This window comes from Ruegeria sp. YTSA064 (genome assembly GCF_059610325.1).
On record NZ_JBXWNK010000001.1, the window covers coordinates 16,305 to 29,765 of the forward strand.

Annotated in this window: 14 protein-coding genes; 9 read left to right on the forward strand and 5 right to left on the reverse strand. The window is 55.3% G+C overall.

The genetic code is table 11. From position 1 onward, the window contains the following. Window positions 1-321: 321 nt before the first annotated feature. Both AC2FI7_RS00105 and AC2FI7_RS00110 read right to left on the reverse strand, forming a co-directional pair. Entirely contained in the window at window positions 322-1,551 is a 1,230-nt protein-coding gene (locus AC2FI7_RS00105) for a sigma-54-dependent transcriptional regulator (protein WP_010439770.1), read from the reverse strand. Beyond that, a complete protein-coding gene (locus AC2FI7_RS00110) occupies window positions 1,548-3,281 on the reverse strand; it encodes a sensor histidine kinase (RefSeq protein WP_037320828.1) in 1,734 nt (577 codons plus the stop codon). Before AC2FI7_RS00110 ends, AC2FI7_RS00105 begins: the two co-directional genes overlap by 4 nt. A gap of 46 nt (window positions 3,282-3,327) precedes the next feature. Between AC2FI7_RS00110 and AC2FI7_RS00115 the strand changes: the two genes are divergently transcribed. Then, a complete protein-coding gene (locus tag AC2FI7_RS00115) occupies window positions 3,328-4,509 on the forward strand; it encodes a cytochrome P450 (protein ID WP_496815429.1) in 1,182 nt (393 codons plus the stop codon). A gap of 126 nt (window positions 4,510-4,635) precedes the next feature. On the opposite strand, the gene AC2FI7_RS00120 is transcribed toward AC2FI7_RS00115, so the two are convergent. Then, window positions 4,636-5,109: an Lrp/AsnC family transcriptional regulator gene (locus AC2FI7_RS00120; protein ID WP_010439761.1), complete on the reverse strand. Its 474-nt coding sequence runs from the start codon at window positions 5,107-5,109 to the stop codon at window positions 4,636-4,638. Between the two features lie 45 nt (window positions 5,110-5,154). Between AC2FI7_RS00120 and AC2FI7_RS00125 the strand changes: the two genes are divergently transcribed. The 7 genes from AC2FI7_RS00125 (at window position 5,155) to infC (ending at window position 10,202) form a co-directional block, all read left to right on the forward strand. Beyond that, entirely contained in the window at window positions 5,155-5,355 is a 201-nt protein-coding gene (locus AC2FI7_RS00125) for a hypothetical protein (protein WP_010439758.1), read from the forward strand. After that, a complete protein-coding gene (locus AC2FI7_RS00130; RefSeq protein WP_010439754.1) occupies window positions 5,355-5,669 on the forward strand; it encodes a DUF2849 domain-containing protein in 315 nt (104 codons plus the stop codon). The genes AC2FI7_RS00125 and AC2FI7_RS00130 overlap by 1 nt, the downstream gene beginning before the upstream one ends. 65 nt (window positions 5,670-5,734) lie before the next feature. After that, window positions 5,735-7,399, forward strand: coding sequence for a nitrite/sulfite reductase (locus AC2FI7_RS00135; RefSeq protein ID WP_496815431.1), 1,665 nt, complete (start codon window positions 5,735-5,737; stop codon window positions 7,397-7,399). Next, window positions 7,389-8,150, forward strand: coding sequence for a phosphoadenylyl-sulfate reductase (locus AC2FI7_RS00140; RefSeq protein ID WP_496815433.1), 762 nt, complete (start codon window positions 7,389-7,391; stop codon window positions 8,148-8,150). The genes AC2FI7_RS00135 and AC2FI7_RS00140 overlap by 11 nt, the downstream gene beginning before the upstream one ends. After that, complete coding sequence (locus tag AC2FI7_RS00145; protein ID WP_496815434.1) at window positions 8,147-8,554, forward strand: DUF934 domain-containing protein; 408 nt, start codon at window positions 8,147-8,149, stop codon at window positions 8,552-8,554. Before AC2FI7_RS00140 ends, AC2FI7_RS00145 begins: the two co-directional genes overlap by 4 nt. A 107-nt stretch (window positions 8,555-8,661) precedes the next feature. Continuing rightward, the gene (locus tag AC2FI7_RS00150) at window positions 8,662-9,495 is read left to right on the forward strand and encodes a ferredoxin--NADP reductase (RefSeq protein ID WP_010439741.1); all 834 of its coding nucleotides are present in this window, start codon (window positions 8,662-8,664) and stop codon (window positions 9,493-9,495) included. Window positions 9,496-9,740: 245 nt separating this feature from the next. Beyond that, window positions 9,741-10,202 (forward strand): translation initiation factor IF-3, encoded by a 462-nt coding sequence (gene infC, locus AC2FI7_RS00155; RefSeq protein WP_238528775.1) that lies wholly within the window; start codon window positions 9,741-9,743, stop codon window positions 10,200-10,202. Window positions 10,203-10,334: 132 nt separating this feature from the next. On the opposite strand, the gene AC2FI7_RS00160 is transcribed toward infC, so the two are convergent. Together AC2FI7_RS00160 and AC2FI7_RS00165 are read right to left on the reverse strand one after the other, a co-directional pair. Next, the gene (locus AC2FI7_RS00160) at window positions 10,335-11,651 is read right to left on the reverse strand and encodes an aspartate aminotransferase family protein (protein ID WP_010439728.1); all 1,317 of its coding nucleotides are present in this window, start codon (window positions 11,649-11,651) and stop codon (window positions 10,335-10,337) included. Continuing rightward, window positions 11,648-12,409 carry a beta-keto acid cleavage family enzyme gene (locus tag AC2FI7_RS00165; protein ID WP_037320986.1) on the reverse strand — a complete coding sequence of 254 codons (762 nt, stop codon included), beginning with the start codon at window positions 12,407-12,409 and terminating at the stop codon, window positions 11,648-11,650. The genes AC2FI7_RS00160 and AC2FI7_RS00165 overlap by 4 nt, the downstream gene beginning before the upstream one ends. A gap of 108 nt (window positions 12,410-12,517) precedes the next feature. On the opposite strand from AC2FI7_RS00165, the gene AC2FI7_RS00170 reads away from it, so the two are divergent. Beyond that, the gene (locus tag AC2FI7_RS00170) at window positions 12,518-13,417 is read left to right on the forward strand and encodes a MurR/RpiR family transcriptional regulator (RefSeq protein WP_010439723.1); all 900 of its coding nucleotides are present in this window, start codon (window positions 12,518-12,520) and stop codon (window positions 13,415-13,417) included. Window positions 13,418-13,461: the final 44 nt, after the last annotated feature.

Consider the following 13,461-nt stretch of genomic DNA (forward strand, 5'->3'; position numbering starts at 1 on the left):
TCCGCGCCGTATGAAGCGGAGTGAAGCGAATCAATCTCTCCCTCTCAACGGTTTGTTCCGTTACTAACAAAATTAATAATTGTTGTTTATTATCAATACGTTTAATGGCCCACTTCGCGAGTCAAGAAAACTACCGCAATGCTTTGTGCGAATTTTCGCACAGAGCGACCACGTCGAGTGCGAGTTTTCGCACAAAATCAAATCAACCCGACCGAATCGATTCGTCTGGGCAATGTCCGACCGCAGCCCGCATATGCGCGCTGCCCGGCCCAACAGTCTTGCTGGTATGTTAATACTGGCAAAATTGGCGGGAGGATCTCCCTACCGACGATAGTCTTCTGGTCGGATTTCATAGCGAGCCAACTTGTCATAGAACGTCTTGCGCGGCAGCTTCAGAGCCTTGGCCGCGTTAGAAGCCTTGCCATTGTGGCGCCCAAGTGCAGCGACCAACAAAGATTTCTCGACCCGCGCCAATTGTTCGCTCAGCCCCAGGTCCGCAGACTGTCCGACCTCTTCCGGCATTCCCAACACAAACCGCATGGCGGCAGACATCAAAGAACGCGCATTTCCCGGCCATTCCTGCGCCATGAGAGAGGCCAGATGTTCAGGCGTAATCTCAGGCTCGGCGATACCAGCCTGTTCCGCCGCCTGTGCCACATAACGGCGAAAAATGATCGGGATATCCTCTGGGCGCTCGGACAAAGCAGGAATGCGAACCCGCATGACATCAAGGCGATAGAACAGATCGACGTTGAACCGCCCCTGTCCAGAAAGCTGTGACAAGTCGGAAGTTGTGCCTGCTATTATTCGCGCATCTATCCCCTGCTCGATCAGTTCCAGCGCAGCATATTGAGTGGAATCCGGCATTGCAGAAACCTCATCAAGAAACAGCGACCCGCCAGCCGCGTCCCCACAGACCGTTAACAAACCTTCAGGCGTCAGGCTGGCGGCCGGGCGCTTGACAAACGGTCCCTGCCCGACCGGAGACATCAGATGCACAACCTCGGCCACTTTGGATATTCCGCTGCCCGCCGGTCCAGTGACTAAGACTTCGGCGTGTGTCGGTGCCACGCTCCGCACGCGCTCTCGCAAGGCTTCGGCCTGCTCTGACAAACCGAATAGCATTCGGGCTGCAGGATCGCCTCGCTCTAACTCGCGCTTGAGCTCACGATCACGCAACACCTCTGACCGCGCGGCAATCGCACGCTCCAGAACCGCCAGAAGATCTGCTGCCGCACAGGGTTTTTCAAGAAAATCGAAAGCGCCTTGTCCCATGGCCTGCACAGCCATTGGAATATCTCCTTCGCCGGTCAGCAAAACAACTGGTAGTTCAGGATCAACCTCGCGCGCGAAGTTCAGTAGATGGAACCCATCGCGGCCAGGCATCCGAATATCCGAGATTATCACACCGTCAAATTCGCTATGAATATGATCTTTCGCCGCAACAAATGATCCCGCTGTAACCGGTTCATATTCTGCCAATTCAAGCGTCTGTGCCAAAGCTTCACGAACAGCGGCATCGTCGTCGACCAAAAGCACTTTGCGGATCATGCAGCCTTGTCCTCGCTGAAGGGTTCCAGTTCGACGGTAAATTCAGCACCGTCGTCCGTATTTGCGCCGCGAATGTCCCCTCCGAAACTTTGAACCAAACCGTAGGAGATGGATAGCCCCAGACCCATCCCTTCAGATGAACCCACTGTCTTCGTGGTGTAGAATGGTTCAAACACGCGATCTGGGTCTTCGATACCCGGCCCGGAATCTCTGACCGAAACACGAATGGGTTGCCCCTTCGTCAAAGTGATCGAGATTTTGCGGGCTGCCCGATCAGCCATGGCGTCTGCGCCATTATTGATCAGGTTGACGAAAACCTGCACCAAACGCACTTCACCTCCCCATGCGTAAACCGCTGACTTTGGCGGCTCCCAACTCAATTCGACGCCTTCGTCTCGTAATCGAGACTCAGTCAATTCGGCAGCCGTATTCAAAACTTCAACCAAGTCGACGCGCCCCATCGGCTCGCTTTCGTTTCTGGCAAATGCACGAAGGTTTTTTATGATCCGGGCCATACGCGCAGCCATGTCGGAAATACGGCTCAGGTTTTCGCCGGTTTTTTCTTCTTTACCGCGTTCCAGAAATGCTGACCCGTTATCAGCGAATTGCTGGATAGCCATCAACGGTTGGTTCAACTCGTGGCTGATCCCCGCTGACATCTTGCCCAATGCGCTCAGCTTACCTGCTTGAACCAGTTCAGCCTGAGCTTGCTTGAGCGCCGCCTCGGCTTCTTCACGCTCAGCGACTTCACGGCGCAAAGCCGAATTTGCCGCTGTCAGCGCTCGCGTGCGCTGGGCCACCCTGCTTTCCAATACAGTATTGGCATCCGCTAATGTTCGCCGACGTTCTGAGGCCAGAAACAACAACGCTCCAAACGCGAAACAGATCGCTGCAACCGCTGCTGCTTGTAATCCTGCCAAACGACGAGCAGGCGCGACATCAACCAGCATCTCGGCAGTCATCGCAATCACCGGCAGGTCGAGAGTCAGGTGCAACGCACGGCGAGGAAGATAACGCCCCCAATTCAATTTCCAAACTTCATGCCCGGCAACTCGTGACGACGCAAATTCAACATTCTCACCTGCTGGTGACATCAAACCCTGCTGGCCTTGCTCACGGTGCCAAAGCAACAGATCAGAGCGGTTCGAAATAAAAACGACCCCATCCGCATCAACAAAGAACACCGCATCTGTGCTTCCACGCCATGTCTGCTCGACATCCTGCACGTCGGCCAGAACCATCAGAGCACCCTTTATTTGCCCTGAATCTCCAAACGCTGGCGCTGCATACGAATAGATCCGATCCCCACTCTCGTCTTCGACACCATGCGCGCTCCCTAACGCTCCCTGCATGGCGCGTTCAAAAGCCGGATGCTCAGACATATCGCGCTGCGCCACGGGCTGTGCCGCCGCCAGAGCCTGCCCATCTGTGTCCAGGTAGATCACATTAACCGCAGCGGTCTTGTCAGCCACATCCAACAACACTTTTCGTGCTGCTTGCTGCTGCGCCCCGGCACCAAGCGCCTGTAATGCAGGATGGTCCGCCATCAACGCAGCCACTTCCTGATATACTTGCATCTGTGTGCTCAACCGGTCCGCCGCCAGCTCCAGATCCGCCTCGGCCTTTTCGCTCAGCTGCGACAAGGCCTGACGATAGCCATATGTCCAGACCCCAGCCGACAACAAACCAACTGCGCACAAAAAACCTGCAATGATCCAAATCCGTTGCATATCTAGGGTCTTGCATTCAGCGACGCCCATGGCAAGTGTGCAGCGCATGAAGACGCTCTACCAATCCCCGACTGACCCGGCATTCGTGCAAAACCCTTACCCGTTCTATGACACTGCGCGCCAATTCGGCGATCTGTTCTACTGGGAGGAGTATGGCTTGGTTGCAGCCGCTTCGTATAAGGCCGTGCACACATTGTTGCGTGATCGGCGCTTTGGGCGCGAAGTACCAACGGAATTTGCAAAACCCGGCCCAAGCCACCTTGCACCCTGGCTCGAGGTCGAGTCGCATTCAATGTTGGAACTCGAACCACCCAGGCACACAAGGCTGCGATCGTTAGTCCTGCGGGCCTTTACATCCCGCGCCATTGCCGCGTTGGAGCCCGCCATAGAAGAATTATGCAACGATTTGATCGAGAGATTTCCCGATGGCCCCTTCGATCTATTGCAGGCCTATTGCACACAGGTTCCTGTCATTACGATCTGCCGCCTACTGGGCGTTCCAGAACAGATGGCACCAAAATTCCTGCATTGGTCCCACGCAATGGTGTCCATGTATCAGGCAAACCGAACCCGCGTAATCGAGGATGATGCTGTTCAGGCCACGCAAGAGTTTACGGCCTATCTTGAAGACTACATCGAACTGCGACGTAGAGACCCGCGCGATGACCTGATCACGCGGTTGATCGCAGCGGAAGAAGATGGCGAAAAACTCTCACGCGATGAATTGATAACAACCTGTATCCTTTTGCTGAATGCCGGTCACGAAGCGACGGTGCATGCCATCGGCAATGGCGTGAAAACCCTACTGACAACACGCACTCAGCAGCTTGTCCTGTCACCCAACTCCATTGATGGGGCCGTCGAGGAAATTCTGCGATATGATCCGCCCCTTCATATGTTCACACGCTATGCCTATGAAGAGGTTGAGCTATTTGGGCACCGCTTTTCCCGCGGAGATCAGGTCGCATTGCTTCTGGGGGCCGCCAATCGTGACTCAACGGTCTGGCACCAACCTGATACGTTCAATCCAACACGAGACATCAGCGCCAACACCAGTTTTGGCGGAGGTCTCCATTTCTGTGTCGGCGCCCCTCTGGCACGATTGGAAATGCGTATCGCGCTTCCGATCCTGTTCAACAGACATCCAAAATTGCGGCTTGCAGATGAACCTGAATACTCGAACAGTTTTCATTTCCATGGGCTATCCAAACTGATGGTGGAACCGTGAATCCCAGACGCGCATAAAAAATCAGCCGGTCAGTCGATCCCGGATCCGTTCTTCATCTGGCCAAAAATATCCCCAGGGAGTCGCCCATGGGCGACGGGGGCAGCGCCCCCAATCACTCGCCTTAATTCAACCGACAGATTTTAATGGCAGCATGGTGGTCGACTTGATCTCTTCCATCGACAACAAAGCCGTAACGTTGTGCACCCGAACCTCTGATATCAGTGCCTGGTAAAATGCATCATAGGCACGCGCATTCTTAACTCGCACCTTCAGGATGTAGTCGATGTCGCCCGCCAACCGATGCGCTTCCTGCACCTCAGGACGGTCTCGCAAAGCTTTCAGGAACTTCTGCTGCCATTCCGCTTCATGTTCCGACGTACGGATCAACACAAAGAAAGTGGCCTCGAATCCAAGCGCCTCAGCATCCAGCAAAACCGTCTGTTGACCAATGACCCCTGCCCCCTTCAGCTTGCGTATGCGATTCCAAACTGGCGTCTTCGAACTGCCGACACGGGCCGCGATTTCGTCCAACGACTGGCTCGCGTCCCGCTGCAGCTCGGCTAGAATTTTCCGATCCGTGTCGTCTATCCGCACCGACATTCCAAATTTCCCTCTAAATCAAGACAATGGTTCTGCCCGCAGCCAATGGAAGAGCATTTGTCCTTATTTGCTGGCGCATATGGCGATTTACCGGGAATATTTCCTATATTGCCATTCAAGTCAATTCAGTCACGAGATGATCCGATGCAGGTCAAACAGTCAGATGAACGCATGAACAAGCCCGGCTTATCCCAAGCCGTGTTCGGCCTGCACCTGATCTCTGTTTTTCATAAGGAGTTTGCCTGATGGCCCGCGCTTTTACCCCTAAAGTCGTCACCGCCAACGACCTGTTGGAAGGCGACGTGATTTATCAGACCGAAGATGACAGCTGGTCGCGCGATCTGTCCGAGGCCGAGCTGATCACCGATGAAGCCCATGCGCAGGTTCGATTGCTGGATGCCGCGCGCCAGGCAAACAAGATCGTTGGCGCGTATCTCGCCGATGCGATCGCCGGTGACAAGGGACCTGAACCCACCCATTTCCGGGAGGATTTCCGCCGGACTGGTCCGTCCAACTATGCCCACGGCAAACAGGAAACCTCCCCGCAGCCCCGGGTCTGATTTCAGGCTCTTCTCTCTCCCCTTCAAGGCCCCAGGTCCGGGGCTGCAACTAAGGACAGCTAAACATGTATCGCTACTCCGAGTTCGACACAGCATTTTTGGCAGAACGCAACGCTCAGTTCCGGGCGCAGGTTGAGCGTCGCATTGACGGCTCATTGACCGAAGACGAATTCAAGCCCCTGCGCCTGATGAATGGCCTGTATCTGCAACTGCACGCATACATGCTGCGCGTCGCGGTTCCCTATGGCACGCTCTCCAGTGCACAGATGCGTCAGTTGGCCTTACTGGCCGAGAAGTGGGACAAGGGCTATGGCCATTTCACCACCCGTCAGAACATCCAGTACAACTGGCCCAAACTGAACGACGTGCCGGATATGCTAGACGCGCTGGCCGAGGTTGGTATGCACGCCATCCAGACTTCAGGCAACACCATCCGTAACGTGACAGCCGACCACTTCGCCGGTGCTGCCGCGGATGAGGTTGCCGACCCGCGCCCCTATGCTGAACTGCTGCGCCAGTGGTCCACCGACCACCCGGAATTCCAATTCATGCCGCGTAAGTTCAAGATCGCCATCACCGGCAGCGAAAACGACCGCGCCGTGATCAAGGCGCATGACATCGGCCTGCAACTGGTCGAGCGTGACGGCGTTCTGGGCGCCCGTGTTATCGTGGGTGGTGGTCTTGGCCGTACGCCGATGATCGGTAAAGAATTGTCCGAATTCGTCGCCTTTGACGATTTGCTGGCTTACCTCGAAGCCACCGTTTCCGTCTGGAACCAGATCGGCCGCCGCGACAACAAGTACAAAGCCCGCATCAAGATAACCGTGCATGAGCATGGCATCGACGCCATCCGCGCCAAGGTAAACGAGCGTTTCCTGCAGGTCCGCCCACAGTTCAAGGGCGCTGACATGAACCTGCTGGAAGAAATCAAAGGCCACTTCGCTGCACCTGCCTTCCGCGAAGCATCCGTCGCCTCGTTTGAAAGCGCCTATACCAACGATCCGGTTTTCCGTTCGTGGGTCGACACCAACATCGCGCCGCATAAAAACGCGGACCACGCGATCGTTACGATCTCGATCAAAAAGCACGGCCAGACGCCGGGCGACGCAACTGCCGAGCAGATGCGCGTGATGGCCGATCTGGCCGAAGAGTTCGCCTATGACGAGCTACGCATCAGCCACGAGCAGAACGTGATCCTGCCGCATGTCCACAAATCGGACCTGCCTACGATCCATGCGAAGCTGAAAGAATACGAACTGGCCACAGCTAATATCGGGCTGATCAGCGACATCATCGCTTGCCCGGGCATGGACTATTGTGCGCTGGCAACGGCCCGTTCGATCCCGGTTGCTCAGGAAATCGCGACCCGGTTCGAGGACATGAAGCTTGAGCATGATATCGGCCACTTGAAGATCAAAATCTCGGGCTGCATCAACGCTTGTGGTCACCACCATGTGGGCCATATCGGCATCCTGGGTCTGGATCGCGCAGGTGTTGAGAACTACCAGATCACGCTGGGCGGTGATGCGACCGAGACGGCAGCCGTAGGCGACCGCACCGGTCCGGGCTTTGCGTATGATGAGATCGTTCCAGCCGTGGAACGCATCGTAGAGGCTTATCTTGAGCTGCGTGATAGCGCCGAGGAAACTTTCCTCGAAACTTATCGCCGCGTTGGAATGGCTCCGTTCAAAGCTGTGCTTTACCCTGAGGCGCGGGCTAATGCCGCTTGACCTGATCCAGACGGAACTGGGTTCCAACAGACGCGAACTGACCGAAAAGGTCGACGCGCTGAATACCCGGTTCCGTCATCATAGTGCTCATGACGTGATGCACGGCGCGATTGAAGAGATCGAAGAACTTGCGCTCGTTTCCAGCTTTGGGGCGGAATCAGTCGTGCTGTTGCACATGGCGGCAGTGGTCGACAAAACCACACCGGTATTGTTCATCGACACGCAGATGCTGTTTACGGAAACGCTCGAGTATCAGCACGAGGTTAGTGAACGTCTGGGGCTGACCAACGTGAAAATCATCCAAACGGATAAGGACGATGTTGAGCGTGACGACCCTTATGGGGCACTACATCTAAGTGACACTGACGCTTGCTGCAATTTGCGAAAGACTTTCCCGCTGCAACGGGCGCTATCTGGATATTGCGGTTGGATATCCGGGCGCAAACGGTTTCAATCAGGAACCCGCGCGGCGCTCGAATTCTTCGAAGTCGAAGACGGCACCGGACGGATCAAAGTCAACCCATTGGCCCATTGGGCGCCCGAAGATGTGCGCGCCTATATGACTGAGAACAACCTGCCCCGGCACCCGCTGGTGGCCAAAGGATACCCATCGATCGGCTGTGCACCCTGCACATCGCCGGTCAAAGAGGGCGAAGACCCCCGCGCCGGACGCTGGCGTAACAAAGACAAAGAAGAATGCGGCATCCATTTTGTCGACGGCAAGATGGTGCGTGTTGGAGAGAAAACATGAACGTAATCGTGAATGACCAAGGCTTTTCGCCCGAGGACTGGACCGACGGCTTCGTTACTTTGGACGATGCAGCCAACGATGTTGTTGCACTCGACGTCAGCTCGGACACGGATCCGGATGAACTGATTGACCGTTTGGGTAGCGCTCAGATGGTGCGCGTCGACTTCCCGTCATCAGCAGACGGGCGTGGCTTTACGATCGCACGCGTGCTGCGGTTGAAAGGGTATACCGGTCGCCTTCGTGCAAAAGGCCATGTATTGGCGGATCAGTACGCAATGGCACGTCGCAGCGGGTTTGATGAGGTCGAAATCGATCACAGCCTAGCAGCACGTCAGCCCGAAGATCAGTGGTTGGCGCGTGCCAACTGGCAAGAGAACAATTATCAGGCCCGTCTGCGCGTCTGAAACCCGCCATCGCCAGCTTGTGACGCGAAAGGGGCAATCTGCCCCTTTTCCTGACTTGGATCAAAGATTAAACGGAGATACCGGTTTAGCAGACCGGTGGTGAAATTATGACAGAGATGAAGCCCGTGAGTGAAGCAACCGCCGTAAAGGCCCCCGTCCTGCCCGACGCTCAGACCGTGACCGAGGTCAAGCATTGGACCGACCGCCTGTTCTCTTTCAAAGTGTCACGTCCTGCGTCCTTGCGTTTCCGCTCGGGCGAATTTGTGATGATCGGTCTGCTGGGTGACAATGGCAAACCTCTGCTACGTGCTTATTCAATCGCTTCGCCTTCGTGGGACGAAGAGCTCGAGTTCTATTCGATAAAAGTGCAGGATGGCCCGCTGACCTCGAAACTGCAGCACATCCAGCCTGGCGATCAGATCATCCTGCGGCCCAAGCCCGTGGGCACATTGGTGCATGACGCGCTGTTGCCCGGCAAGCGCCTCTGGTTCTTTGCCACAGGAACCGGCTTTGCGCCCTTCGCATCGTTGCTGCGCGAGCCGCAGACCTATGAAGATTATGACGAGGTCATCATAACTCATACCTGCCGCGACGTGGCCGAGCTGGATTATGGTCGCGAGCTGATCGAGAACATTCGTCAGGACGAGTTGCTGGCTGAACTGATCGGTGAAGGTTTCGCCAACAAGATCCGTTACTACCCGACCACCACGCGAGAAGAGAGCCCAAAAATGGGCCGCATCACCGAATTGCTGAAAGACGGCTCGGTATTTGCCGACCTGGGCATCGAAGGTGGTATCAAACCGGACACCGACCGTGCCATGGTCTGTGGCAGCCTTGCGTTCAACCATGACATCAAAGCAATTCTGGAAGAGTTCGGCCTGCGCGAAGGCGCAAATTCCGAACCCAAGGAATTCGTGATCGAAAAGGCCTTTGTGGGCTAAACGGGTTTGCCGGTCGGGTTGTCGACAGCCTAAACCGGCAAAAACACCCGAATTTCATCGAAAATTCATGCGGCTTGTAATTTATGCCGCTTGAAACACCTCTCAGCCCGGTCTAAATTCCGGGCTCGAAATTCTGCAATCATCAAAGGAATGAACCCATAGCCCGCAGACCTCACAACGCGCCGCCACAGCGAGATACCGGCCCGCGCGTCAATGACAAGATCCGTGCTCCCGAAATTCGCCTGATTGGCGCCGAAGGTGAAAATGTCGGGGTGGTTCATCCCGCAAAAGCCATGCAGATGGCCGCCGATGTAGGCCTCGATCTGGTTGAGATTTCGCCCAACGCCAACCCGCCGGTCTGCAAAATCATGGATTTCGGCAAGTTCAAATACGAACAGCAGAAACGCGAAAGCGAAGCCCGTAAGAAGCAAAAGATCATCGAGGTGAAGGAGGTCAAGTTCCGGCCCAACACCGATACGCATGACTATGACGTCAAGATGCGGAACGTGTTCAAGTTTCTTGAAAACGGCGATAAGGTGAAAGTCACCTTGCGGTTCCGTGGTCGCGAAATGGCGCACCAGAACCTGGGTCGTGAACTGCTGGAGCGTGTGGCCGAGGACGTCAAGGATTTGGGCAAGATCGAGAACATGCCAAAGATGGAAGGTCGTCAGATGATCATGATGATCGGCCCGCTGCCGCAGAAGTAACCGCGCTTCAGGACGTGCTCAAAGGCTCCGCCAGTCTGGTCGGAGCCTTTTTTCATGCCTGGCTCGTCTCGAATCCGCTCTGCAGATTTTCAACGTACCGCGAACTATTTGAGAAGACAGCTATCAGATTTGTCAGATCACGTTTGAGATCGCGCGATCCAACTTGGCGACCAACTCATCGATCTGCTTGCCTTCTATAATGAATGGAGGCGCCAGAAGGATGTGATCCCCATGTTGACCATCGCGTGTTCCGGACATCGGATAACAAATCAATCCTTCCGCAAACGCCGCCTTCTTGATCTTGCCCGCAACTCCAAGTGCTGGATCAAACGGCGTTTTGGTCTCGCGATTTGCCACAAGTTCGATCCCCCGGAACAAACCACGCCCGCGGATATCGCCAACATGGGGATGCTGACCAAACGCAGTGGTCAGGGCTGACTGCAGTTTCTCGCCCATCAGCGCCGCCCTCAATGGCAGATCGTTCTGCGTAAGTTCCGTCACGACCGCCAATGCGGCAGCTGTTGCAACCGGGTGACCAATATAGGTGTGACCGTGTTGGAAGAATCCCGATCCGTTTTGGATTGCGTCGTAGATCCGAGCCGAACACAGCATCGCCCCGATTGGCTGATACCCGGCCCCCAACCCCTTGGCTATACACAAAATATCCGGTGCCACGCCATCATGATCACAAGCAAACAGATGGCCGGTACGCCCCATGCCACACATCACTTCATCAAGGATCAGCAGAACACCATATTGATCACAAATCTCACGAATACGTTTGAAATATCCTTCAACCGCAGGAACAGCCCCTAAAGTCGCGCCGACCACGGGTTCTGCCATGAAGGCCATCACCGTATTGGGCCCCAGACGCAATATTTCGGCCTCCAATTCATTAGCCACACGCTGCCCGTAGTCGTAGCTGCTCTCGCCCTCAGGCTTTTCAGCGTATTCATAACAGGGTGCGATATGGGTCATCTCGATTAGCATCGGCGCAAACTGAGCCCGTCGCCATTCGTTGCCCCCCGCCGACAGTGCTCCCAGTGTGTTACCGTGATAGCTTTGCCGACGTGCAATGACATGACGGCGCTCAGGTTGACCTGTTTCCAGATAGTACTGCCGTGCCAACTTGATCGCGGCCTCAGTCGCCTCGGACCCGCCCGACACAAAATACACGCGGTCCAAATCACCGGGAGCATGTTCGATCAACAATTCAGCAAGCGCCTCAGCCGGTTCCGAGGTCATGAAGCCGGTATGGGCAAACGCGATCTGCTCTACCTGCTGCTGCACCGCTTTGACCACAGTTTCATTGGAATGACCAAGACACGAAACCGCTGCATCCCCGCAATCCAGATAGCGGCGACCGGTTGAATCAATCAGATAACAACCCTCACCACCTGCAGCGACCGGCAATTCAGACTTAGTGTGGCGCGGAAAAACGTGACTCATTTCGAAGTCCTTTTCAAAAGATCAATCAAAGCTGCAACGGATGCGGCATTGTCTGCCCAGGCCTGACCATCACAGCCCGCAATACTGTTTTCAAACCCCACGCGCACATCGCCACCAAACTGTACAGTTTTTTGCAGGCACGCATGCTCTTGCCCGCCAAAGGCACAGACCATCCATGGGTCTGTCGTAGCCGGGAATGCATCCAGATCTTCCGGTGTCGATTCCTGCGTTGTCGAGTAGCGGCCAAGTACAAACAGATGTTCGACCTGATGGGGTTTAACAACTCCATCCTTCTGCCAGCGGACCAACAACTCAACGTCGGTAGCGTCATAGAGAATGTGTTGAACGCGCGTCCCCTGTTCCGCGCACAGCGCATAAACGCTTGGCGCAAGCTCCGGCGACCTAGCAATCTCGCGTACCGAAATCGAAGCCCAATCCGGGTGGACGTTCTTCAAGCATTCGAACTGGGTCTGAACGTCAAAAATTCCGGCAGCCTCTGTGGTAATCTGGATGTCCATCTGCGGTACGGCGTGGTGCAATTCCGCAAGCGTCTCTCGATACAAACCTGCATCCAGAGAATGCTGACCCGCCTGATCACGGACATGCAGATGCAATCCATTGGCACCTGCCAGGCTGCAGGCTTTCGCCGTTTCGACGATTTCTTCCATTGTGACAGGCAAGGCGGGATGATCCCTATGCCCTCTGCGTGCTCCATTTGGCGCCACCAATATGTAAGGCAGGGCTTCGCTTACCAACATCCCGGAACCACCTTCTGACATTTCCAAACGGCTTAATCTGATCCCGAAATATATTCAGCCCTAGTGTTTTCAATTTGCATCATCCATAACATATGTTTTTCTTTAACCATGCAAAACAAACCAGCCCAACTGACCGAGCAGCTACGCGCCGATATCGAATCCCTGCCTCAACAGATGCAGGCCGCAGCAAAATACATCATCGACCATCCCGGGGATTTTGGGCTCGACCCGGTCCGCGTTACGGCTAAGAAAATCGGTGTAAGTTCAAATGTCCTCGTACGTCTGGCGTACCGTCTGGGCTTCGACAGTTTCTTGGCTTTTCGAAAACCATTTCGGCAGACCCTTGTCACCGACCGCGAGGATCGGTTGGGCCAAGATTGGTTAGGCCGCATGCGTTCAGGTGATGACTTTAGCGCGGCTCAAGCAGGGTTCGCGCAAAATGAGCTGAATGTCGTTACCCGCTCCCTGCGTCTGGCTGATCCCTCGTTGGTAAAGCAGGTCACGGACCACATGTTGTCAGCAAAACGCTGCTATATCACAGCAACCCGAGCCAGCTATGCTTTGGCCTATTATTTTCACTATGCCGGTCGGATGGCACACCCCGGATTTCAATTGGTCCCCCGGCACATGGGTTCCGCCGTCGATGATCTGCTCGAGGCCGATTCAGCGGACTGCTTGTTCGCTATCACCGTTCACCCCTATTCTTCGGACACTATCCAATCCATGCGTTTTGCGCGTAAACGCGGGATGCGGATCGTCTTATTGTCGGATAGCGAAGTCATTGCCCCTGGTGTTGACCCGGATGTCGTGCTGCCAGTCAGCACCCGTACTCAACATCACTTTTCCAGCTTCTCCGGGGCCATGGCTGTACTCGAATGCCTGATCGGTCACCTTTTTGCTGCAGGAGGGTCGGCAGCGCGCGACCGCGTCGAACGGTATCAGACGGCTCGAGAAGACACTGGCGCATATTGGCGACCGGCTAAGCCGCCTCGGGTCAGAAAAAAGTAAAGCCCCGGCTTTCACCGGGGCTTATCGATTTGGTTGCGAACCTG

Excerpts from the sequence above, each read along its gene's own strand:
- AC2FI7_RS00115 (WP_496815429.1), top strand. The coding sequence starts at position 3,328 with ATGAAGACGCTCTACCAATCCCCGACTGACCCGGCATTCGTGCAAAAC.
- AC2FI7_RS00170 (WP_010439723.1), top strand. The coding sequence starts at position 12,518 with ATGCAAAACAAACCAGCCCAACTGACCGAGCAGCTACGCGCCGATATC.
- AC2FI7_RS00130 (WP_010439754.1), top strand. The coding sequence starts at position 5,355 with ATGGCCCGCGCTTTTACCCCTAAAGTCGTCACCGCCAACGACCTGTTG.
- AC2FI7_RS00140 (WP_496815433.1), top strand. The coding sequence starts at position 7,389 with ATGCCGCTTGACCTGATCCAGACGGAACTGGGTTCCAACAGACGCGAA.
- AC2FI7_RS00105 (WP_010439770.1), bottom strand. The coding sequence starts at position 1,551 with ATGATCCGCAAAGTGCTTTTGGTCGACGACGATGCCGCTGTTCGTGAA.
- AC2FI7_RS00145 (WP_496815434.1), top strand. The coding sequence starts at position 8,147 with ATGAACGTAATCGTGAATGACCAAGGCTTTTCGCCCGAGGACTGGACC.
- AC2FI7_RS00125 (WP_010439758.1), top strand. The coding sequence starts at position 5,155 with ATGGAAGAGCATTTGTCCTTATTTGCTGGCGCATATGGCGATTTACCG.
- AC2FI7_RS00135 (WP_496815431.1), top strand. The coding sequence starts at position 5,735 with ATGTATCGCTACTCCGAGTTCGACACAGCATTTTTGGCAGAACGCAAC.
- AC2FI7_RS00165 (WP_037320986.1), bottom strand. The coding sequence starts at position 12,409 with ATGTTGGTAAGCGAAGCCCTGCCTTACATATTGGTGGCGCCAAATGGA.
- AC2FI7_RS00110 (WP_037320828.1), bottom strand. The coding sequence starts at position 3,281 with ATGCAACGGATTTGGATCATTGCAGGTTTTTTGTGCGCAGTTGGTTTG.
- AC2FI7_RS00120 (WP_010439761.1), bottom strand. The coding sequence starts at position 5,109 with ATGTCGGTGCGGATAGACGACACGGATCGGAAAATTCTAGCCGAGCTG.
- AC2FI7_RS00150 (WP_010439741.1), top strand. The coding sequence starts at position 8,662 with ATGACAGAGATGAAGCCCGTGAGTGAAGCAACCGCCGTAAAGGCCCCC.
- AC2FI7_RS00160 (WP_010439728.1), bottom strand. The coding sequence starts at position 11,651 with ATGAGTCACGTTTTTCCGCGCCACACTAAGTCTGAATTGCCGGTCGCT.